16 protein-coding genes are annotated in these 22135 nt (G+C 41.4%); 1 reads left to right on the top strand and 15 read right to left on the bottom strand.

Translation table 11 applies throughout. From position 1 onward, the window contains the following. Window positions 1–54 precede the first annotated feature (54 nt). From OQX64_RS04425 to OQX64_RS04395, 7 genes are all read right to left on the bottom strand, one after another. Window positions 55–261: a helix-turn-helix domain-containing protein gene (locus tag OQX64_RS04425; protein WP_265817813.1), complete on the bottom strand. Its 207-nt coding sequence runs from the start codon at window positions 259–261 to the stop codon at window positions 55–57. A 2-nt stretch (window positions 262–263) separates the two neighbouring features. Then, entirely contained in the window at window positions 264–779 is a 516-nt protein-coding gene (locus tag OQX64_RS04420; RefSeq protein WP_265817812.1) for a DUF2975 domain-containing protein, read from the bottom strand. Window positions 780–892: 113 nt separating this feature from the next. Next, the gene (locus OQX64_RS04415; protein WP_265817811.1) at window positions 893–3310 is read right to left on the bottom strand and encodes an outer membrane beta-barrel protein; all 2418 of its coding nucleotides are present in this window, start codon (window positions 3308–3310) and stop codon (window positions 893–895) included. A 201-nt stretch (window positions 3311–3511) separates the two neighbouring features. After that, a complete protein-coding gene (locus OQX64_RS04410; protein WP_265817810.1) occupies window positions 3512–4612 on the bottom strand; it encodes a PepSY-associated TM helix domain-containing protein in 1101 nt (366 codons plus the stop codon). A gap of 12 nt (window positions 4613–4624) precedes the next feature. After that, window positions 4625–6811: a TonB-dependent siderophore receptor gene (locus OQX64_RS04405; RefSeq protein WP_265817809.1), complete on the bottom strand. Its 2187-nt coding sequence runs from the start codon at window positions 6809–6811 to the stop codon at window positions 4625–4627. Between the two features lie 133 nt (window positions 6812–6944). Then, window positions 6945–7448 carry a hypothetical protein gene (locus OQX64_RS04400; protein WP_265817808.1) on the bottom strand — a complete coding sequence of 168 codons (504 nt, stop codon included), beginning with the start codon at window positions 7446–7448 and terminating at the stop codon, window positions 6945–6947. A gap of 216 nt (window positions 7449–7664) precedes the next feature. Further along, window positions 7665–7880 carry a hypothetical protein gene (locus OQX64_RS04395; RefSeq protein WP_265817807.1) on the bottom strand — a complete coding sequence of 72 codons (216 nt, stop codon included), beginning with the start codon at window positions 7878–7880 and terminating at the stop codon, window positions 7665–7667. A 97-nt stretch (window positions 7881–7977) separates the two neighbouring features. Here OQX64_RS04395 and OQX64_RS04390 point away from each other — a divergent pair, with 97 nt between their 5' ends. After that, entirely contained in the window at window positions 7978–8100 is a 123-nt protein-coding gene (locus OQX64_RS04390) for a hypothetical protein (protein ID WP_265817806.1), read from the top strand. Window positions 8101–8146: 46 nt separating this feature from the next. Here OQX64_RS04390 and OQX64_RS04385 read toward each other — a convergent pair whose 3' ends face one another. From OQX64_RS04385 to OQX64_RS04350, 8 genes are all read right to left on the bottom strand, one after another. Beyond that, window positions 8147–12178, bottom strand: a complete 4032-nt coding sequence (locus OQX64_RS04385; protein WP_265817805.1) for a hybrid sensor histidine kinase/response regulator transcription factor — start codon at window positions 12176–12178, stop codon at window positions 8147–8149. A gap of 49 nt (window positions 12179–12227) precedes the next feature. Continuing rightward, entirely contained in the window at window positions 12228–13307 is a 1080-nt protein-coding gene (locus OQX64_RS04380) for a cellulase family glycosylhydrolase (protein ID WP_265817804.1), read from the bottom strand. Between the two features lie 38 nt (window positions 13308–13345). Beyond that, window positions 13346–14392, bottom strand: coding sequence for a glycoside hydrolase family 43 protein (locus tag OQX64_RS04375; RefSeq protein ID WP_265817803.1), 1047 nt, complete (start codon window positions 14390–14392; stop codon window positions 13346–13348). A gap of 1 nt (window position 14393) precedes the next feature. Next, window positions 14394–15482, bottom strand: coding sequence for a glycoside hydrolase family 43 protein (locus OQX64_RS04370; protein WP_265817802.1), 1089 nt, complete (start codon window positions 15480–15482; stop codon window positions 14394–14396). A gap of 279 nt (window positions 15483–15761) precedes the next feature. After that, complete coding sequence (locus OQX64_RS04365; RefSeq protein ID WP_265817801.1) at window positions 15762–17297, bottom strand: RagB/SusD family nutrient uptake outer membrane protein; 1536 nt, start codon at window positions 17295–17297, stop codon at window positions 15762–15764. 14 nt (window positions 17298–17311) lie between these two features. Further along, window positions 17312–20479 carry a SusC/RagA family TonB-linked outer membrane protein gene (locus OQX64_RS04360; RefSeq protein WP_265817800.1) on the bottom strand — a complete coding sequence of 1056 codons (3168 nt, stop codon included), beginning with the start codon at window positions 20477–20479 and terminating at the stop codon, window positions 17312–17314. A 385-nt stretch (window positions 20480–20864) separates the two neighbouring features. Further along, complete coding sequence (locus OQX64_RS04355; RefSeq protein WP_265817799.1) at window positions 20865–21626, bottom strand: DUF72 domain-containing protein; 762 nt, start codon at window positions 21624–21626, stop codon at window positions 20865–20867. Between the two features lie 59 nt (window positions 21627–21685). Then, on the bottom strand, window positions 21686–21976 hold the full coding sequence (locus OQX64_RS04350; protein WP_265817798.1) for a hypothetical protein: 291 nt from the start codon (window positions 21974–21976) through the stop codon (window positions 21686–21688). Window positions 21977–22135 lie beyond the last annotated feature (159 nt).

Raw genomic sequence — 22135 nt, 5'->3', positions numbered from 1 at the left:
ATTTCCGTGCACTGAGGAAAGTGCTTTTTTAAATGAAAAGATAAAAGCTGTTATTTATACTTCTATATACTCCAGAATATCGCCTGGCTGGCAATTCAGGATTTTGCAAATGGCTTCCAGTGTATCAAACCTTACTCCTTTTGCCTTCCCGGTTTTAAGTATGGATAAATTAGCTGGGGTGATCCCTAACCGGTCGGCCAGTTCCTTACTCTGCATTTTACGTTTGGCCAGCATCACATCTACATTTACTACAATTGGCATGGTTAAATAATTAGGTCCTGGTCGTTCTGTAAATTCAAACCCTGCTCAAATATGGCAGCGAGAAAAAGCGCAAATATCCCCATGATGCAATGGGCTGTAATCATGGCTACATAGGGATAATCTTCAATAGAATAAATACCCAGAATAAGGAATACCAGCGGAAAAAGAAAGAGATTGATCAGGTAGAAAAACCGGAGATGGCGAATGCCCTTCATCGTAAATATTTTTTGAGGCCTGAATGATTGGAAAACATTACTGAGCAAGGCAAAAAACGCGCCGTACAGAAAGATAACCAGAATCATTTCTGTAATGTACCCCACAGTATATTCAGCACCCAATAAAAAATGCTCGGAAGTAAAGGGATAACAAATGGCGAAGCGGTTACCGGGCAGGTGTTGCAGGGTAGATGGCTGGAATAGCGCACAAAGGATAATGTAAAGAGCCGTTAAAATATATCCGGCAGCCATTACCCTGGTCAGGTAAAAGGCGATGATTGAAATATGGCGAACTAACTTCATATAGCTGGCAAATAAATTATTCACCAAAAATAATAATTAATTATCGTAAAACAATAATTAATTATTATAAAAATACAAATCAATCATTTTTTACCTAACAGCTACAGGCATTATTAATTAGCAGATTTTTTAGTATCATCATTGGAAATGCTGCGTTCACTCTTTTTAATGGAGCCTTTCAGTTTTCCGAATTTCCAGTTCATGCTCAGGTTAATACGCCTGAAGGCGTTTTCACGAATTCGTTCCTGTGTAAAATTCACTCCTTCATTATCACTTCTATACGCCCTGTATTTTTGAAAAGGATTAGCCACCATGGCCGAAAAAATCAGCTTATCCTTGATAATATCTTTACTTCCGCTGAAGGCGATGTAATAATTATCATTTGACTTGCCCTGTAACATTACATCCGGCGCACCATAATTTACTGAAACGCTGGACTTCCAGTTTTTTTCAAACTTATAACTGGTATTAAAATTAGCATAACCGGTAATGCCACTATTTTTGGTGAGCACACCTGCAATCATCCCTTCCAGCCAGATATAATTCATATTCGCACTCACGTTAAGGTTCCACTTCCCTGTAATCGGATAATTAAAATTGGCATTGGTACCCAGAAGTTTGTTTTTACCAATATTATAAGAGGTAATTCGTGTCAGGTTTTCGGCTGCAAAATATTCATATACTTGCTGTTGAGTGTTGTTGGCGAAATTATAGGTTAAACTGATGTTTAAAGATCCTTTCTTAAAGTTGCTATAGGTCATTTCGAAGTTATTGCTTAAAGCAGCTTTCAGGTCAGGGTTTCCAAAATATTCAAAATTTGGCCTTGATTTATCTACAAATGGATTCAGATCCCAAATACCCGGACGCTGAATGCGTTGAGTGAAGCCTAAACTAATACTCTGACTGTTTTTCAAAGTCCTGTTTAAGGAAACCGATGGAATCAGGTTAAAATAATCAGACTTAACCGTTGAGTTGGTGCTTTCGAAATTGCCTTTCACATCCGTATGCTCCAAACGGGCACCTCCTTTAAAAGTCCAGTCTTTTAATTTTAAGGTGTAGGTATTGTATACTCCAAAAATATTCTGATCATTGGTATAAACGTTACTTTGCGTTGGATCATTGATATAGATCTGCTGGGCCTCATTAAAATTCAGGTACTGAAAATTGCTTTCACCATTTCTCAAAATTGCTTTTACACCTGCTTCTATCGTTAGCTTTTTAAATGGATTAATGTAATCGATCTGAGCGGTTTGTTCCTTCGATTTGCTCGTATTATCCTGCTTATAGTTCAGTCCCGTATAATTGAACCTGTTGCTAAACATCACATCATTCAACTGTGGTTCGGAACTGTCAAAAAACTTATAAGAGAAAGTTAGGAGATGGTCTTTTTTATCTTTAAATCCTTTCTGAAAGTTTAGTGTATAGTCCGTTCCACCCCATTCATACCTGGTCTTGCTATCCAGATCATAACCTGATGATACCGAGCCATCTTTAATATCAAAATGCTGATTTAAGTTTTGTTCATTGTAACCACCGTACGGGTTCACTTCAAGGGTTACCAGATTTAAGGAATCAATTTCATAGCTAAACTCGCCGCCACCCCAGCCCCATTTATTATCTGTTTTTTGCGTACCTAAAGAATACATGCTAGACGGAATGGCGGTGCCACGGCTGTTTCTCAACTCTGTAATTTTTATGCCATCTATCTGCCACACACCCGTACCACCGTAAAGGCTGGCACCAAAGTTTCCCTGCTTGATCGTCATGTTTAGATTACCACTCGGCCCGCCTGGAAACTGGTTGCGTACATTCACATTCCCGCTGTAGCCATTCTCCATTTTTTTTGAAGTGATGATATTGATAATCCCGGCCAAACCCTCGCTTTCATATTTGGATGTTGGCGTGGTAATTACTTCTATCTTCTGCACACCTGCGGCAGGCATGCTTTTTAGAAACTCTTTAGGATCACGTGTTAAGATTCCTGAAGGCTTTCCATTAATCAGGATGCGGTAATTGCCGGTTCCTTTTAGTTTAACATTGTCATCTGCATCTACAGATAGAAGCGGCACTTTACGCATCATATCCAATACAGATAGCACCTTACTTTCAGGGTCAGACTGAATATCATAGGTAATCCGGTCTGGTTCTTGTTTAATGATAGGTTTACTTCCTGCAACAGATACTTCATTAAGTTCATTACCTGATGAAATAACCAAAATTTTACCGATGTTAATATCCTCTTTAAGGTTGAGATCAAGCATTTTTGACCGATATCCAAGCGATCCGATAATGATTTTATATTTACCCTGACTAATTCCTTCGAAAGAGAATTTTCCCTGTTCATTGGAAACAGCGCTTTTAATAACCAACGAATCTTTTTTTAATGCAACGGTAAAATATTCACCTGGTTTTTGGGTAAGGCTATCGACAATAACACCGCTCAGTTGATGTTTTTTTTCTTGTGCCTGGAGAGTGAAAAAGGTAAAACTACACAGCAAGGCCATGCATAAGATCGTTAAGTATCTGCTCATAGAAAATGGATTTGGTCTGCAAAATAATTTGCCCGGTTATTTACTAGATGCAGAAGTTTAGCGAATGTTGCACAGGCTTTTAAATTTTGTTGAAAATGATTTGAAAATCAACAAATTAATTTCATTTGTGCTTTAAAGCAGATCAATCTGACTTGCCGGAAAGTATTCTTTATATGAAAAAAAATAAGTAACATTTGGATGCTATTCCTTGCTGCGCTGCGGATATTTTCTTTTCATCCATAACAGGCTTCCGGTGATGGATAAAAATGCAGGTGTAAGTCCAAATAAAACATAAATCCATTGAAGTACATGACCGCCAAAGGCACCTATATGTAGTTGATAAGCCATATATTCAAAACGATCTTCCATACTTTGCTTATCAATTACAGTCTGCTTTTTCAATTTTCCGGTTTCTGCATCAAAGGTCATGCTACTCGCCTTTCCCTGGAGCAGTACATTAGTCGTTGATGGCATATGCCCCCTTACCAGTATTTCACCATTCTTAACTGTCGGGATATTCACTGCAATCGGCACAAAGCCCGGAACATGCACTTTCGCTTTTGCTACAATGTGATCAATATTTGCAGATACCTCGTAATTTTTCTGCTGTTTTGGTAGTACCCACATGGAAGGACTGAAATATTCCCTGAGCATCCAGAAACCAGTAAAAAAAAGCAACACATTAAAGACCAGCGACCATACTCCAATAATGCGGTGAAGAGATGACGCGCCGGTACGCCAGTTGTTAAAGCGAAAACCTGATCTAAATGTTACTACCTGCCAAAAACGCCTGCGGTATATAATGATGCCGGTGAGCAGTGAAAACAACATCAAAAATCCCATAATGGCTGTGATCAACATGCCCGGGATGCCCATCTGCAGGCTGTAATGCAAGGTGTAAAGCCAACGCAAAAAAGAAGGCGAAAACTGACCATGATCACCTTCTTTAATAATTTTTCCGGTGTAGGGATTTACAAAAACATAATACAGGTAACTGGCGGTGAGTTGCTCTTGCCGCTTATAAAGCATAAATTCATAACAGTCGAAATGGTCACGCGGAAAATCATGCAGCACCAGCTTTTTCAGGTTAGGGTGCGTGCGAAGAATCATCCTGTAAATATCATCAGCCGGAACTTTTGTATTCCCGGGCTTCAGATGATGAAGTCCGGGATTAAAGTAACGGTCAAGATCATGCCTAAAAACAAGCAATGAACCACTGATTCCATAAAGCAGAAAGAACAGTCCCAAAGCGAGCCCCAGCCAGCCATGCACCTTAAAAGATATTTTTGTCAACCGTTTCATCTTCATACTGCTTTAAAATTTATACCCGAGGTTTAGCCTGAATTCGCGTGGCGGATAGGGTACATAAGCATAGGCACCAATATTGGCTGAAGATGGCGTAATCCATCCGCTGCCATAGTTAAACCTATTCAAGAGGTTGTTGATAATTCCGTTGACAGAAAAACGGCTGTTAGACCAGCCTACACCACCATCCAGGCGGAATATGGGTGCCAATGATAATTGTTGAAGTTCGTATCTCCCTGCCCTGCCTACCTGCCATTGATATCCACCGGAAACTGAAAAACCTTTTAAGCCTGTAAATGGAATAGCATAATTCAGCCAGGTATTCTGTATGTGCTTTACCCGAAATGGTGTAACCAGCCCTACCCGGGCAGGATTGGTGTCTTTTGAAATATGACTATCAGTATAGGCATAGTTGATCACCGCATTCAGTCCTTTAAAAACCTCACCTTTCAAATCAAATTCTATACCCTTTGAAAGGGTTTGCCCAAGTTGTGTCTGTACATTAATGGTAGGATCGCTCACTTTCACATTATCGCGGATAATCCGGTATACAGAAACGGTAGTATTCCACTTGCCGTTCATCCAGTCTTTTTTCAATCCAAATTCCAGGTTTTGTCCTTTCAATGGTTTAAATGCTTCACCTGTGGTGGTGTTTACGCCGCTTTGTGGCGTAAAAGTTTCGTCGTAAAGACCATAGACAGAAAACTCAGGAAGCAATGAATAACTCATGCCTATCTTCGGTGTAAATACTTTGTTCTTAGTGGTGCCCAAACTGGTTTTTGAAGCACTTTTTTGCACACCAGTTTCACTAAAAGTAAACCTGGCACCAAGTGTTAAGCGGAGTTTTCCCTTAAGCAGTCCGAGTTCATCCTGCACATAGGCAGCCTGATAAGCAATAGATTGCTGGTCTGTTGCAATATCTGCAAGTGCGCCTGTCCTTATATTGGCATCAAAAGCAATCCCATAAACCGGGTTTGAAGCATCAAGCGGATAAAGCGTTTGATTTGCCGTTGGATCGTTAGACCCTGAATAAGAAAGGAAACTTTTGTGATTAATGTCGAAACCTCCTATAAAATTATGTTGGATGTTGCCCGTATTAAATACCCCATTGATATAGGGCTGGATAGCCAATACATCGGTATTGAGTCTTTCATAAGTTGCCCTCCGCATGATCAGATTTGGCTGAGCAGCGTTGTACCTGGACACAAAAAAGTAAGTTCCTTCCAGGTGGTCATGGGCATAGGCCGCATTTACCGTTAACTGCCAGTTGGCATTGAAGGCATTGTGATAGCTTAAAAAACCATTGTGCTCAACAGATTTCATGGGTGCCTTGTTGGGGTCATTGATGGTGAAATCAGTCGGCAAACTTGCAAATCCATCTGGCGCAAAAACGGTGGCAAAGTATTGCTGAAAGCGTTGCGACTGAAAAATGTATTCAGCCGAAAGGTATGAATGGTTGTTAATATTGTATTTCAGCACCGGATCTACCACCACCTTATCGTTAAAATTATATTGCTGAAAGGATTTAGCTTTCTGCGCGGCTGCATTCAGACGATACTGCCATTTTCCGGCTTTGTCCAGGTTGCCGTCAAAATCAACATTTGCCCTGTACAGGTTGAAGCTACCAACAGAAAAACCAAGCTCACGGGTATGGGTACCCATGGGTTGTTTGGTTACTATGTTATAGGAACCTGCCGGATCAAAAAGGCCATTGATATAGCTGGAAGGACCTTTAATAAATTCTACCCGGCTGATGATGGCGGCATCCTCCGCACTTGGACCGGCATAGATCATTGAAAGATCCAAACCATTGCGCATCGGGCTAATCTGAGCACCACGCATAAATACATAAGAGGTGTAAAGATCAGCATTGTTATTCCGTGTGGCACCGCTGACATTTCTGGTTACACTTTCATTGACTGAAATGGCCTGCTGATCAGCAATGATGCTTTGATCAATCTCCTGAATATTTTGCGGCAACTGGAGTAAGGGCGTTTTAAGTTTCAGACTGGCTGACGACTTATTGATGTTGTAACGGCGATAGTAACGCGAACTGATTTTCACTTCGCTGAGTGTTTTTGCCGAAGTATCCCTTACCTTGCTCGTCGAATCTTTGTTCATTGATGGCTTTTCCTGAGCGAATGCCAGGAATATTTGTAGTACCAGACAGAGTCCGGTAAATATGATTTTTTTCATTATTTTTTTATGAGTAGTTTTCTAACTACCGCTAATGGTGGAAACGATGATCCATAGCTGGATCATTGCCCAAAAAATTAATTGTGAATAAATTTATTTGCAATATGACCTGAGTGATCTTGCGCGTTGCTACTTAATTTTTATCGTGATGATGATCCGTTTGATTTGATGGAGTTATCAGATTAAATTTTTTCAGGTAAGCATGCGATTCATTAAGGATTTGATTGTATTGGCTATCCAGTTTTTTAATCTTAATTCGCTCTCCTTCAAAGTACTTAACAGCCTCCGCATTACGCTTTCCTTCTATATCCGGCACAAAATCCTGCATCCATTTCATCATATCCTGATCTACCTGATTAAGCTTTGTATTTAGTATGGCGATGTTTTTTTGTTCAGCTGTGGTATCAATACCTGGCTGAGTTATCCTGATTCCCTTCAATCCTGTTCTGGATAAAGTATCCAACATGAGCCTGTATTTTGAGGCCATTTCGCCATCCTCCATTACCTTATTGTGCAGATCGACCACTTCCTGACGAATCACCTTATAATCAGGCTCATTGGTACAACCTAAAAACATTGAAATACAGAGAATAAACAGTACCCTGACAGCATTATCTATTTTAAAAAACCTTTTCATGATGTTAGCATTTTTAACGCGAATTCACATTTACTAAAGCTTTCTACCGCGAGCAGTAAATTTTTAGTAAACAGCATATTTATTTCAGAAAAAAAGAATACAGGCTATTGCCAGAACATTCCTAACAATAGAGCAGGAACATTTAAAGGCATAAAAGAAATATCATAACAGCTTTTTTAAGCTATAAGATATAATCTAAAATGATAAAGCACATTATTAAGCCTGTAGAATAGTAGATTTCGGCGGTTGGAATATGGTAAAAGTTCGGTGTACCGTATTGAGCACCGGACGTTGTGGATAGATAACCCTGATGTTTGATTTCTTAAAAGTAAAAGATGCTGCAGCTACAGGCAGTGCTTCCATGTGATGGCTCCGCTGATTTTCCCTTTCCTGCTTTTTTTCTTTTTCTTCAGCAAGCTTAAGTTTCTTCATTAAAAAACACTTGCCATTACAATGCATCCAGGGCCGGTCTCTGTTTTCGCATAGTTTTTCTGAAATATACTTCTGGTTTAACTCAAAACCGGCATAGATGAAAAAACGCGAACAGTTAGATCCGATCAGTGCAACTAATAAAGATATGGCAATAAACCTGTTCAACATTGAGCGGCAAAGATATGGAATACTGATTTCAAAAATGAAACAAAACTTATAATATTAAAAATTCAGCATATTGTTTAATCCGTAAAGAATTGATTCGCCTAATCCGCCTCCGTGCGCCGTTTGTGCTTCTCCACAAATTCAGTCGGCGTTAATTCGAACTGGGTATAAAAACATTTACTGAAATAGGAATGCGAATTGAAACCCACCATATAGCCGATTTCGGCAATGGTATATTCCTGTTCAACCAGTAATTTTGCAGCCATCTTCAAACGAATAATCCGCACAAATTCATTCGGCACATGCCCGGTTTTGGCTTTGATCTTTTTGTATAAACTCGATCTGCTCAGCCCTACTTCCCTGCCCAGGTCTTCTACTGAAAGTTGCGGATCGGCAATTCTGCCTTCAATAATCTGTGTGATTTTCGCCAGAAACTTTTTATCCCGGTTTCCGGTATTCAGTATTTCCGTTCCTTCCAGCGGGTTTTGGGCGAACCGCTGTTTTAAATTAGACTGGCGTTCGAGTAGGTTTTTGATCATCAGCGACAGCTGTTTCCATTTAAACGGTTTCGAAATATAAGCATCGGCACCACTTTCCAATCCCTGGATCTCCGCTTCGGTATTCGTTTTAGCCGTAAGCAAAACCACTGGCAAATGACTGTAATCAATATCGTTCTTGATGATTTTACACAATTCAATCCCATCCATTACGGGCATCATCACATCAGAAATGACCAGGTCAACCTGATGATTATCCAATTGTTTCAATCCTTCCTTGCCATTTTTTGCCCTTAAAGTATGATAACCTTCGGCAATAAAACTTTTGGAAAGGAAATCCAACAGCGAAGGGTCATCTTCCACCACCAGGACTATTTGCTTTCCTTCATGTTCTTCGTTGGCTTCTTCCAGCTCAAGTGCTGGTGCAAGTTCATACTGGCGAAATGGAATGAGCACCGTAAAAATGGTTCTTAGTCCTTCTTCGCTTTGCACCTCAAGCCGTCCGCCATGTTTTTCTGTCAGTGATTTGGCCAGCGCCAGGCCGATGCCGGTGCCACCCAGATTGGTGTACTGATGCCCTTCGGTTGACACCTTAAAAAACTTTTTAAAGATCGAATCCAATTGTGCTTTCGGGATACCAATGCCATCATCTTCCACGCTGATGGAAATCATTTCTTCACCATTGACAGCCACCTGCATATCATTGATTTTAATTTCCAGTTTTCTCCTGGCAAATTTAAATGCGTTGATCAACAAATTACTCAGAATCTTCATCAGGGCTTCCGGATCAGCATGAATATCCAGTTTTTCAAATGCAGTGGCTACACTAAACTCCAATCCCTTTTTAGTGGCGATTGGCGAGAAACGATCCCTGATGCTATTGATTAAATAAATCAGTTCTAAAGGTTCGGGATGAATTTCAAAAATATCACTTTCAATCCGCCTGAAATCCAGTAATTGGTTGACCAGTGTAAGCAAGCGGTCTGAGTTTTCTTCCATCACCAGCAACTGCTCCATACTTTCCGGATCTTTCTTCTTTTGAGTCAGGAGGTGTTCCAAAGGAGCAATAATGAGCGAGAGCGGGGTACGCACTTCATGCGCCATAGCCGTAAAAAACTCTATCTTTTGCTTATAAAAATCCTGCTCACTTTTATTTTTAAGCCGTTCCAGCTTGATTTCATTTCGTTTACGTTCTTTTTCATACACATACCTTCGGAGCCAGATGGCACCTGAAACCAGTGCGATCAGGTAAAGAATATACGCCGTAACGGTTTTGTAAAATGGCGGCAGGATTTTAATTTTAATACCGGACACTTCGCCGACACCCGTCCCTAAATCATCAATCACCCTCACCTGAAAATGATAATCTCCCGGAGGCAGATTGGTGTAAGTGGCCTTCCGCTGGCTGCCCACATTGTTCCAGCCTTTATCAAAACCTTCCATTTTAAAGGCATATTGGAGTTTGTTGGGTGCAATAAAACTGAGTGAGGCATATTCTATGCTCAATACCGATTGATGATGCTTTAAAACAATTTCGCTAGTGTAGTTGATGGATTGCTTCAAAGGACTATTACTGTCGTTCCCATCCAGATCTTTATTGAACAGCTGAAAATTAGTGAAACTTACCTTTGGTATAGCCGGACTGCTTTTTACCTCCGCTGGTGAAAATGCATTGAACCCGTTAATGCCACCAAAATAGAGTTTGCCTGATGAATCTTTATAATAGGCCTTATAATTGTATTGCTGGCTTTGCAGGTTATCCCATTTTCCAAAACTTCTTTTGGTTTTCGTTTTTGGATGATATTCAAAGATGCCATTATTGGTCGAAAACCATAATTTCCCGGCCTGATCTTTTACAATGCCGTAAATTACAGCACTCCTGATCCAGTTTTCATGATCAAAGGCCCTAAATTTCCCGGTCTTTTTGTTGAGTACATTCAGTCCGCTGCCATCCGTTCCCAGCCATAAATTTCCATCCCCGTCATCCAGCATGCAGATCACCTTATTGGAACTGATGGAACCGGGTTTTTGCGAATAGGCATACTGTGTGAGGTGGTTATTTCGATCCATTCTGATCAGGCCATTATCATAGGTGGCAATCCAGATGACCTGATCTTCATCCTGATAGACCTGATAGATACAGCTTTTGTCCAGGTTTTTGCCTTTAATACGAATAAAGCGATCATTTTGCTGATCGTACAAATTCAAGCCTGAAATGGTGGATACCCAGATGCGTCCCTGCCGGTCTTCATCAATGGAGTAAACGCTGTTGTCACTCAGTGAAGCCGGATTGGCTGGGTCACTTTTATAACGCCTGATCTTTCCGGTACGTGGATTTAGGATATTCACTCCACCGGTGTACATGCCGATCCAGATGTTGCCGGCCTTGTCCTGATAAAGCGCATGAATATTGTGATAAGAGAGACTATCCTGCCCGGCTGAAAAGGGAAATTTGCGGAAGGATTTATCTGTGGTATTGAAATAGTTGAGTCCGCCATCTTCTGTACCAATCCACATCTGGCCAGGTTTGGTTTCTAAAAAGGCACTTACCGCATTCCCGGAAAGGGAATTTTTCACGCCCGAAGGATAGTAAAATTCAAAGCCCGAGCTTCCTTCATGGTAATAATTGAGTCCGCCGAAATAGGTGCCGATCCAGATGCCCCCTTCCCGGTCTTTAAACACATTATAAACCGCATCATCATTAATGCTGAAAGGATCGTGGTTCTTTTTCTGATAAGCGGTGAATCGGTTATTTTTCCGGTCGAAAATGTTTAAACCTTTTTCCGTGCCTAAGCAAATGTATCCGGGTTTGGGCTCATAAATGGCCCTTACAATATTATCGCTAATGGAATTTCCCGACGATTTCTGGTAAATGGTGAATTGGTTTGTACGTTTATTCCAGAGGTTTAAGCCGCCCGCCATGGTGCCAATCCAGATATCGCCATGACTATCTTTGTACAAATCGAGGATGACATTACTCGAAAGTTTCGCTCCTGGCGATGATGTACTGTATTGTCTGATTTGATTGGTTCTGGGGTTAAGCACATCAATGCCTTTGCCATAAGTGCCCATCCAGATCTCTCCAGCATCATCCTGGAGGATTTTAGACACCTCGTTTGATGCTAGTGCTGGTGAAGATGTAGTATTGAAACGCTTGATTTGCCGGCTTTTTGCTGCGTAAACGAAAACCCCTTTCTCTTTAGTCGCGATCCAGATGTCGCCATTTCGAGCACGAATGACATCATTGATAAAAAAATGCTGAAGCGGTTTAAAAAGGCTAAACTTTTCGGTTTCCAGGTTGAAGATATAAATCCCCTCATCGGTACCGATCCAAAAGGTTTTTGCATCATACTTAAAAATTTTGCGAATAAAGTTGTTGCCTAAACTTCCGGGAATGCCTTTCTGAAACTGGAAGGATTTAAAATCATAGCCATCAAAACGGCTCAGGCCATATTTAGTGCCGAACCACATGTAACCCTGATCATCCTGCTCAATATCCCAGATCGTATTGGCACACAAACCATCAGATACAGTATAGTGCCTAAAGAAAATTTTCTGAGCAGTGACAGAATTTAAAATAAAAAGGCTAAAAAAAAGGAGCAGGACTACTGCCCTGCTTATCTTTTTGTACATCATAAATGGTTAGATAGGTTTCACAAGTTAGTGAAATTGCCTTTCGTGGCTGTTATTTTACGTCGTTCAATTTTTTAATCAACTCAACCTCTTCCTTTTTATAAGGTGTTCCATCTTTTCTGAACACTTCATGAAACCATTCTTTCGGTTCTTCTCCATTTGGAAGTGGTGTATCCCAGGCGTATTTGGTATTTGATTTTCCATCTACCAACCCCCAGTTAATGGCACCGATGTTTTCCTTTTTCAACATAGGCATCACATTTTCAAAGCGACTGCCACGGGTACGGGCCATATATTCTGTACAAATCATCGGCCTTCCGTGTGAACGCAACATGTCAATGACGCGTTGGTGCCACTGTGGTTCTTCGTAGTCGTGGTAAGTAATCACATCAGAATTTAACGCCTGAAAAGCATTCAGTTCTTTATAATCCCATGCCCAAAGGCCGGCACTGATGGGTTGCTCCGGATTAACCGCCCTGGCCCAGGTAAACACACTTTTCAGCAAGGGGTAAGAAGTCGTCAGCTTGCCCGAATTTCCAGGTTCGTTGTATAAGTCCCATAATAAAATGCGTTTGTCCGTTTTGAAACGGGTCATTACATCCTTCACATATTTTTCAAGTGCAGGAAAATTAGCGGCATTTTTCGAATCCGGATCGCCCGGGTCCTGTACCCATCCAGAATTGTGGATACCGGGTTTCGGTGCAGGTTGTTTGCCGATTTTAGCCTGCTTGTTCCAGCAATCGTCAAAAAACACAAAGACAGTTTTAATTTTATGTTTATTGGCGATGGTAAGGTATTGATCCATTCTCTTTTTGAAACCTTCCTGATCTTGTTTCCAGGCCAGGCTGTGCAGGTAAACCCGCATGGTATTGAAACCAATGCCTTCTGCCCAACCCAACTCTTTATCTATTGTAGCCGGATCGAATGTATCAGCCTGCCACATTTCCAGCTGGTTAATGGCGGTACTGGGTAAGAAATCGGCACCATTAATCCATTTGTATTGTTTATACCAGGCGTTGGCCTTTTCAATTGACCATACCTTGCCTATAACGGGCGTGGCTTCCTGTGCACTTGTCACTGTGCTGATACTTAACAGTGCGAGCAATAAAAGGTTAACATATTTTTTCATCATATTAATTTTAGGTGTTGTCCGGCTTTTGCCGAACCAGCTTATTTATTTTGCGAAGGAATGTTTAGCTCCTGATCGGTTTTTAGGGGAACACCAAAATTTGGCGATCCATCTGCATTCCAGGTAAATTTTTGCGCCCTTGGCGAACGTTGTCCGCCGCAGCCTTGCCCCGGACCAGCATTGGCATGGTATAAAATCCAGTCTTCTTTGCCGTCAGGCGATTTAAAAAAGGAATTGTGGCCAGGTGCATATACCCCATTTTCGGGCGATTGTTTAAATACAGGTTGGGGGCTTTTTACCCATGAACCCGCATCCAGAAGATTTTTTCCTTTCAGGCTTAACATCCCCAGGGCATAAAAATCTGTCCAGCAGCCACTGGCCGAATAAATCAGGAAAACTTTGCCTTTATTCACGAGTACCTGAGGACCTTCATTTACATCTACATGGGGTGGATTATTGGGATCGTTAAGGTCGCCATGTTTTTCCCACTCAAACTGAGGGCTGGAAATTTTGTAACGTGCACCCTCAACCGTCCAGGGGTTTTTCATTTTGGCAATATAGATTTCCTGCTTCTGGTTGATGTCTCCCTCCCATCCGGCCCAGATCATATAAAGCTGCTTCTGGTAGATAAAAACTGAACCATCAATGGCCCATTTGTTCGTGGCATCGCCCACTTTGCCTTTAAATACCCATTCACCCTGCAAAGGGTTTTTAGAAGCATTCTCTAATACATACATGCGGTGATTGTTGTTATGACCATCATCTGCAGCGAAATATACATACCATTTGCCACCGATAAAATGAATTTCAGGGGCCCAAAGTTCTTTTGAATAGGCTTTACCAGCCGGTGGAATGAAAATGGTTTTCTGCTCGGCTGTTTTAAGATCGGCCAGGTTTTTGGTTTTCCAGATCACCAGCTTATTTTGCATGGTTTGGGTATAGTAATAATAACCATCTTTATAAATGCTCCAGGGATCGGCTCCTGATGGTAGCAATGGGTTTTTAAAAGTTTGCGCCAGGCCCACCTGTACGATGAACATCAGTAGCAAACTCAGTACAATGCGGTATCTTTTAATGTGTTTATTCATATTATTGTTCTCCGGAAGGTTTGTTCACCTGCAATCCTGTAGCTACTGGCACACCAAAATCTGGACTGCCATCGGTTTTAAATGTAAATTTCTGCATCCTCACGTTTCTTTTGTCTGCACAGCCCTGGTTTGTTTCTGAGTTGGCATGATAAATCATCCAGTTTTCTTTGCCATCTGGCGATTTAAAAAACGAATTGTGCCCCGGCCCATAAGCATTGCTTTGTGGCTGTTTGCTAAACACGGGTTGGGCAGACTTTTGCCAGTCGGCTTTCACCAAAGGATCACCCCCGGTTTTAAGGCTTAACATGCCTAAAGCATAATCGTCAGTTCCACAGTAGCTTGCTGAATAAATTAAAAATGCCTTATTATCCGGAGATATTAATGCCTGCGGACCTTCATTTACACCAAATCCATTCTTTTCCCAATTCAATTCCGGTTCTGTCAACTTAGTTGCTGATCCTGCTAAGGTAAATGGATTTGTCATTTTAGCTATGTAAATATTTTGTGTCAGATTTACATTGGTCACATCGGGTCTTCCGCACCACATGAAATAGCGGCTGCCATTTAGCTCGAGGATGGAACCATCAATCGCCCAGAAATCGGTATCGGCAGTAAAAATGCGACCTTTATCTACCCAGGTTCCTGTAGTGGGGTCAGCACTGCTGTTTTCGAGTACCCATGTCCGCTGACTGATATCAGCACCATTGCCGGCGGTGTAATAAATGTACCATTTGCCATCGAAAAAGTACAATTCCGGTGCCCAAACATTCCTAGAATTAGCCGTACCAGCCACCGGAACAAATACGGTTTTAGGAATGGCTGCACTCAGTTTAGACATCGCAGTGGTGGCCCATAAACTGATGGAAGTTCCGTTGGTTTGCAGGTAATAATATACCCCGTCTTTCTGGAATACCGACGGATCAGCTCCGTTCATCAAGGGGTTGGAAAAAGTACCTGCTGCTGGAGGTGGAATGACGGGATCAACCGGAATGGGGTCGTCTGTTTTCCCGCAGGAAAGACCTACAGAAATTAAAATCGCCAGTCCGATGAAATGGAGCTTTAAGTTTTTTAATATGGGGTTGTTTTTCATAGAATATGATTAAATATGTTTTTTTTTATTAATCTTCATTGCAAAGTTTTTTTCATCAATCTTGCTTAATAAAATTGCTCCTGCGTAAATCTTCTAAATCTGCGGGAAACTAAAACATGATACAGTATATCTCCCGCTGATTTTCGCTGATCCCGCTGATGAAAATTGATCTGCGTAAATCTTCTTAATCTGCGGGAAACTAAAATGTGGCACAGTATACTCTCCGCTGATTTTCACTAATCCCACAGACTAAAACTTACTTTAGCAATAACGAATCAATTAATACCTCGGATTCTGCGTTAAATTTGAATTCAAATCAATATCGCTTTGCGGGATCGGATACAACTCATGCTTTCCAACAATAAATCCGGTAAAATCTGCATCTCTGCTGGCCAAAGCCGGAGTTAAATCACCCCAACGCAACAAATCCGCCCAACGCCAGCCTTCTCCTGCCAGTTCCGTTACCCGCTCATGTTTGAGCTGAGTTAAGAATTGTGCCTGGCTTAAACCTGGTTTAGTTGAAGTAAGCGTAGCCAAACCTGCTCTTTGCCTTACCCGATCAACAAATGGATAAGCTTCTGCCGTTCTGTTTAGACCATTAAGTGCTTCTGCATACATTAAGAGCACATCTGCATAGCGGATTAAACGGTAGTTATTCGGCGAACGAAAACCTTCCTGGTTTCTCCAGTGATCGTTTAGCAATTTCCGGAACCATACGCCATTGGCATCTGGTCCGTTGCCATAGCGACTGGCGAAAGTTTGTCCGTAAACGATGGTGGCAGTTGGTCCGGCCGGATTTGCATTATTAAAAATAAAGGAAGCAGCCAAACGTGGGTCCTGCGCACCAGTGGTGGTTTTTTCCTGTAAAAATTCGTCCACAACCCACCTGCGGGCTGCTCCATCTGAATACCCAACACCCGGAGGCGCGAAAAACTGAGCAATAGATGAACCAGTGTTGTTAATTCGGGCTTCATCCACATCATCATCTGTACTTTCAGACTGGTTTTCACTGAACTGAATTTCAAAGATAGATTCACTGTTATTTTCCTTGCTGATGATAAAGTTATCCCGGTAATCAGCTGTTAGGGAGTAGATTGAACTTCCGGCACCCGTAACCAGATAGCCAAAAGCATTGGCTGCTTCCTGATACATGCGCTGTTGCAGATAGGTTTTACCCAGAAGCGCATAAGCGGCTCCTTTTGTTGCACGGCCCAAATCTGTTGCCGAATAACTTACCGGTAAATCGACCAAAGCCTCGGTTAAATCTTTGGCCACCTGTGCATAAGCTTGTTGTGTAGTGGCATTTGCAGGTACGTCTTTCGGTTGCGAGGGCGTTAACATTAAAGGCGGACGGCCATAATAAAGCGTTAGGTTGAAATAAAATAAGGCCCTTAAAAATTTGGCTTCGGCAATGATCCTTTTCTTATTGGTTTCATCCATTGGTATGGCTGGTACATTTGCAATCACCTGATTGGCCCTGAACACGCCCACAAATAGGTTAGACCAGGTTTGAGCGGTTAACCCATCGTTATAATTGGTTTGATTGAAGCGCATTAAGTTGTTTAATCCACCATCACCACCAGACCCAAAACCTTCATCAGATTTTAAAATGCCGTGGTAATACATCCATCTCGAATATAAACTGGCGGTACGGTAAAACGTACTGTAAACCGCATTAATGCCTTTTGTTGCATCATCACCTGTTTTCCAGAAACTGGAAATAGTTGGTGCATTTGGATTAACGGCATCAAAATCTCTTTTGCAACCTGAGAAGGCCATAAGTGATGCCGTTAATATGAATATATATTTTTTCATGATTTGTTTATAAATTAGAATCCTACGCTTAAACCAAATGAGATAATTCTGGATGATGGATAATTTCCATTGTCTACGCCCGGTTCCAGGTTTGCATTTGCGCCTACCACATCCGGATCCAATCCACTGTATTTGGTGAGGGTAAACAAGTTTTGACCGCTTACATATAACCTGGCACTGCTGATATTGGCTTTAGAAATGAACTTAACCGGCAGGTTATAACCCAGTTCTACATTACGTAATCTTAAGAAAGAACCATCTTCAATCCAGCGATCGGTGTTGCCCCTTGCATTTTCGTTAATGCCCTTGTCGTTCGCCGCAAACTGGTAACCCAATCTTGGGAATGTGGTAGCAGTATTGGTTGGGGTCCACGGGTTAATTGCCCTTCTGTAGTTGGAGTTTCCGTAACTATCCAGTTCCCGGAGTACGTCATTATAGAGTTTTTGTCCGAAGGCACCATAAAGCTGAACAGAAAGACTGAAATCTTTGTACCTGGAATTGAACTGTAAACCTGTGGTGAATTTAGGGAAAGCAGAACCTGCAAACACACGGTCTTTATCGTTGATATCATCATTGGTACCACCATTAACAGTATTGACATAACGGATATCACCCGGTTTGGCATAGGCACTCTGGGCTTTATGTGCATCAATTTCTGCCTGATTCTGGAAAATACCATCCGTTTTTAACACATAATATTCACCGATGGAACGGCCCACCTGCGTACGGGTATTGCCCGACTGGATATAATCTTTCGGCTGACCCGTTTCTGTATCAATCCCTAAGTTACCCAGTGATAATACTTTATTTCTTATTACACTTATATTCCCTGCAAGGTCCCATTTAAAATCGCCATCCAGTTTTGGGCGGTAGCCTAAATTTAACTCAATCCCCTTGTTTTGGATAGAGCCGATATTCACAATTGGATCGCCCTGTAAATTCCCCAGATAACCCGGCAAAGGCTGAGCAAGTAAAACATCTTCAGAAACTGACCGGAACACATCAAAGTTTACGGTGAACTGATCCTTAAACAAGGAGGCATCAAAACCTAAATTGGTTGTCTTTTTCTTTTCCCATCTTAAATCACCCGAAGCCAGTTTAGCCTGAATAGCACCTGCATTGGTGGTTTGTCCGCTGCCCAAAACTACATCTGGTGCCTGGTTTAAAAAACCGATGTATTGGTACGGACTTAAAGTATTTACACCCAGAGAACCATATGAACCCCTTAGTTTTAAATCAGATACCCAATCCACTTTAAAGAAATCTTCTTTCGAAATTCTCCATCCTAAAGCACCCGATGGGAAATAACCTGTTCGGAACTGAGGAGAGAAACGGGAATCTTTATCTGCCCGGAAAGTAAATGTAGCCAGGTATTTATCATTATAGGTATAATTTACCCTTCCCAGATAGGAATCTAACAAGCTTTTATAGATCGTACCGGAAGAAGTTCTTCCCTCACCGGCTGTAGAAGTTAAGGTATTGAAATAATCGCCTCCAAATTGTGCCAGCTTAATGCCGCTGCCGAAAGTATTATCCGTTTGCGTAGTCTGCTCGGTGTAACCCACCACCCCATTGATGCTGTGTTTACCGATTACATAGTGATAGTTTAAGGTATGCTCCAGTAAATAGCTGAGGAACTGGGAACGGTTATCACTTAACTGACTAAAATCAGGCGATTGGTTCTGGTACCACGAACCATCTTTCCGGAGCGATTTGCTCTTATCAAAGCTGGTTTCGATACCGGCATTAAAGCGATAAGTTAAGCCTTCAATGATTTTAAAATCGACGAAAGCGTTACCTAGAAGCTTGGCGAAATTTGATTTGACCGAAGTAATATTGGCAATAGCGGTTTGGTTACGGGAAAAAGTATTGATACTGGCATTTGATCCGTAGCCCCATCCTCCAGGGTTATTGGTACTGATTAAAGCATTATCCTGAACCGGGATTAAAGGCACGCTGGTAAACATATCATACCATGGATTTCCGGCAAAGGCACCACCCTGAAACGGAGATTTTGAAGTGGAAGAAGAAAAAGCCAGGTTTTCTCCGAATTTGAACCTGCCTTTGGTGGTTTCGGTATTTACCCGGAACGAAGCCCGTTCAAATTCCCTGGCAATCAGTACGCCTTTATCTTTGAAATAACCCCCGGAGATCAGGTATTTTGAACCATTGCCTCCACCGGAAATACTGGCGTTATAATCCTGAACCGATCCGGTGCGAAGCGTTTCATCTACCCAATCCGTATTGGTTCTGCCATTATAGTTGGCAACACCCGGCTGAATGGCCATTCCTGAAGCCTGATAAGCACGGGTATTGGTGGCTGCATATTCTGCAGCATTCATCATGTCGTAAGTTTTTGGTACCTGAGAAATACTGTACCTGGAGGTTACCGCTATTTTTGCGGGGCCATCCTTACCCTTTTTCGTGGTGATGAGGATCACCCCATTCCCGGCTCTTGATCCATAAATGGCAGCTGCCGAGGCATCTTTCAGGATTTGTACATCTTCAATATCATTCGGACTCACTGTGGTATTCGGATCGGCAATCATCCCATCGATCACATACAAAGGACTGGCGTTACCAAAAGTAGCCAGACCACGGATATTTACCACCGCTTCCTGACCTGGAGCACCACCATTTCTAACGGCTACGCCTGGGGTTTGCCCTTGCAATGCTTCTGGTAAAGAACGTGAGACCAGTTTTTCGGTGTTAGTGGTATTTACTGAGCCGGTAGCTCCGGTTAAATCTCTCCGGCGAATGGTTTGATAGCCGATCACGACCACATCATCCAATGAGGTATCAGCTGAAGTTAAGGTCACATCCATTACGGGATTGCTGCCTACAACAATTTCTTTAGATTGGAAGCCAATATAATTGAAGACTAAAGTGGCATTCTCCGGGACAGAGATGCTATACTTTCCATTGGCATCGGTGGCCACTACTCTGCTGCCCCCCTTTACACTTACGGAAACACCTAGCAAGGTTTCGCCAGAAGCTGCCCGCACGGTTCCGGTGATCTGCACATCACGTTGAAAAGCGTTGATTTCGTAAGCCATACGGTGGACATCGGCAGCATAACCCGGAGCAATAGCGGCTGCCATCAGCAATGGCAAAGCGAGCATTCCTTTAAGGTTACTAACCTGGTGTACGTGAAATAAACTGCGTAAATTTCTTTTTTTCATAATAGTTACATTTGGTTTTGTTGAAAAGAAGTTGGATTGGTTCTGTACCTTAAAGGACAGTTCAAAAGCGGATATATTTGGCTTTTTTTCATGGACAATGATGGATTTATATCGGTTAGCAATTCGTTAATCCTGGGAGAAGATTTAACGGAACAATGTTAGTGCTTTGCCAATCATGGCGATATAAAAATTGAATCCAATGCTATAAAAAATGTGGAATTATGCCACTCCATAAGACATGGGAAGCGATTAGCAGGAAATTTGAGATAATGATTAGTGTATTTTACACTTCGATGTGTGGCCAGCCTTACAAATGACAGGCTGGTCAAAAATCCATTACGTGGTGATGGAAATTATTTATTTTATCGTCTTCAAGAGTTACTGCTTAGCACCTATTCCTGACCAATTCCCGAAGGGTAGTCAGATTAGCATAGGCCTCACCCATGGTGTTATTGAAGTAAACAAATACCACTTTACCGTCTGCCAGCCATTCTGAAATATAGTCTGCATACTCATCAAGTATATCATCCGGGTAACTTCCTCTATAATTGCCTCCGGGACCATGAAAACGAAGGTAAACAAAATCAGTATCTGAATCTCTGACAGGCGAATTTGCCGGCGACTTATCATGGATCACCATGCCCAGCTTATACTCATCCAGAAGCTCATATATTTCATCGATGTAAAGTGATGGATGTCTGAATTCCAGGGCAATTTTCCATGCCATACCCGGATCATTTTCCCGAAGGACAGACATCAGGTACTTCAACTGTTTAAAATGATTGAGTTTAATACCTGGTGGAAACTGAACTAAAATACAAGCTTTCTTTTCTTCTATATGCGAGATGACTTCAAAAAAACGGGAAACTACATCAGGATCAAAGGCCAGATCTTTATTATGCGTAATTTCTTTTAAAAGCTTAAAGGTAAAACGAAAATCCTCGTTTACATCTAAGGCCCATTTTTTAACTGTTGAGGCTTGTGGAATTTTATAGAATGAACTATTAATTTCAATGGTATTCATTAAAGAAGCATAGTAGCAAAGCCTGGATTTATCTTTAAATGCTTCCGGATAATGAAGTTTATTGGGAACAGGCAGCAAAAGACCACTTGTTCCGGCGTAATAGTTATTAAATACAGTATCCATATCATCTAAATAACAATAGATAGATGCAAATAGTTATTGCGGATTTTGTGATTTTATTCTTATTCAATTAGTAGCCTCACATAATTTAGAATAACGAGTAAAATAAGTATAACTAAAATATACCATTGAGTTTTATTTACGCTTTTGGCGCCAAATTTCCTTACACAGATCCTGTCTACAATTAAAATCAATACAGGAAGAGGTAACCACAGCAAATTTACCCACCCCTGTAACTGCTGATCCATCCCAAGCTGGTTGATCATAATAACAGATGAAATGACTAAACCAAATAAGGCAAGCAGGCTCAATACAAAGAAAACTGTTATTTTTAATGGTCTGGATGTTGACATTATTTTTGGTTAATGCAAGGTTTTGATTTAATGAATTATAGATTTAATACTGTTAATTTAATTCCCTAACCTAACTAAATTCATTGAAAAATCTGAATCAACTAAATTATCTTGTAATAAAGTTCTGAATTTCTTTAATTACAACAGGAATGACCCACA

Origin of the sequence: Pedobacter sp. GR22-10 (assembly GCF_026239715.1) — a bacterium.
Lineage (GTDB): Bacteria > Bacteroidota > Bacteroidia > Sphingobacteriales > Sphingobacteriaceae > Pedobacter.
Note: the sequence above shows the minus strand (reverse complement) of the source record. Positions and strands in the feature narration are given on the sequence as shown.

Excerpts from the sequence above, each read along its gene's own strand:
- OQX64_RS04425 (WP_265817813.1), bottom strand. The coding sequence starts at position 261 with ATGCCAATTGTAGTAAATGTAGATGTGATGCTGGCCAAACGTAAAATG.
- OQX64_RS04420 (WP_265817812.1), bottom strand. The coding sequence starts at position 779 with ATGAAGTTAGTTCGCCATATTTCAATCATCGCCTTTTACCTGACCAGG.
- OQX64_RS04415 (WP_265817811.1), bottom strand. The coding sequence starts at position 3,310 with ATGAGCAGATACTTAACGATCTTATGCATGGCCTTGCTGTGTAGTTTT.
- OQX64_RS04410 (WP_265817810.1), bottom strand. The coding sequence starts at position 4,612 with ATGAAACGGTTGACAAAAATATCTTTTAAGGTGCATGGCTGGCTGGGG.
- OQX64_RS04405 (WP_265817809.1), bottom strand. The coding sequence starts at position 6,811 with ATGAAAAAAATCATATTTACCGGACTCTGTCTGGTACTACAAATATTC.
- OQX64_RS04400 (WP_265817808.1), bottom strand. The coding sequence starts at position 7,448 with ATGAAAAGGTTTTTTAAAATAGATAATGCTGTCAGGGTACTGTTTATT.
- OQX64_RS04395 (WP_265817807.1), bottom strand. The coding sequence starts at position 7,880 with ATGAAGAAACTTAAGCTTGCTGAAGAAAAAGAAAAAAAGCAGGAAAGG.
- OQX64_RS04390 (WP_265817806.1), top strand. The coding sequence starts at position 7,978 with ATGAAAAAACGCGAACAGTTAGATCCGATCAGTGCAACTAATAAAGAT.
- OQX64_RS04385 (WP_265817805.1), bottom strand. The coding sequence starts at position 12,178 with ATGATGTACAAAAAGATAAGCAGGGCAGTAGTCCTGCTCCTTTTTTTT.
- OQX64_RS04380 (WP_265817804.1), bottom strand. The coding sequence starts at position 13,307 with ATGATGAAAAAATATGTTAACCTTTTATTGCTCGCACTGTTAAGTATC.
- OQX64_RS04375 (WP_265817803.1), bottom strand. The coding sequence starts at position 14,392 with ATGAATAAACACATTAAAAGATACCGCATTGTACTGAGTTTGCTACTG.
- OQX64_RS04370 (WP_265817802.1), bottom strand. The coding sequence starts at position 15,482 with ATGAAAAACAACCCCATATTAAAAAACTTAAAGCTCCATTTCATCGGA.
- OQX64_RS04365 (WP_265817801.1), bottom strand. The coding sequence starts at position 17,297 with ATGAAAAAATATATATTCATATTAACGGCATCACTTATGGCCTTCTCA.
- OQX64_RS04360 (WP_265817800.1), bottom strand. The coding sequence starts at position 20,479 with ATGAAAAAAAGAAATTTACGCAGTTTATTTCACGTACACCAGGTTAGT.
- OQX64_RS04355 (WP_265817799.1), bottom strand. The coding sequence starts at position 21,626 with ATGGATACTGTATTTAATAACTATTACGCCGGAACAAGTGGTCTTTTG.
- OQX64_RS04350 (WP_265817798.1), bottom strand. The coding sequence starts at position 21,976 with ATGTCAACATCCAGACCATTAAAAATAACAGTTTTCTTTGTATTGAGC.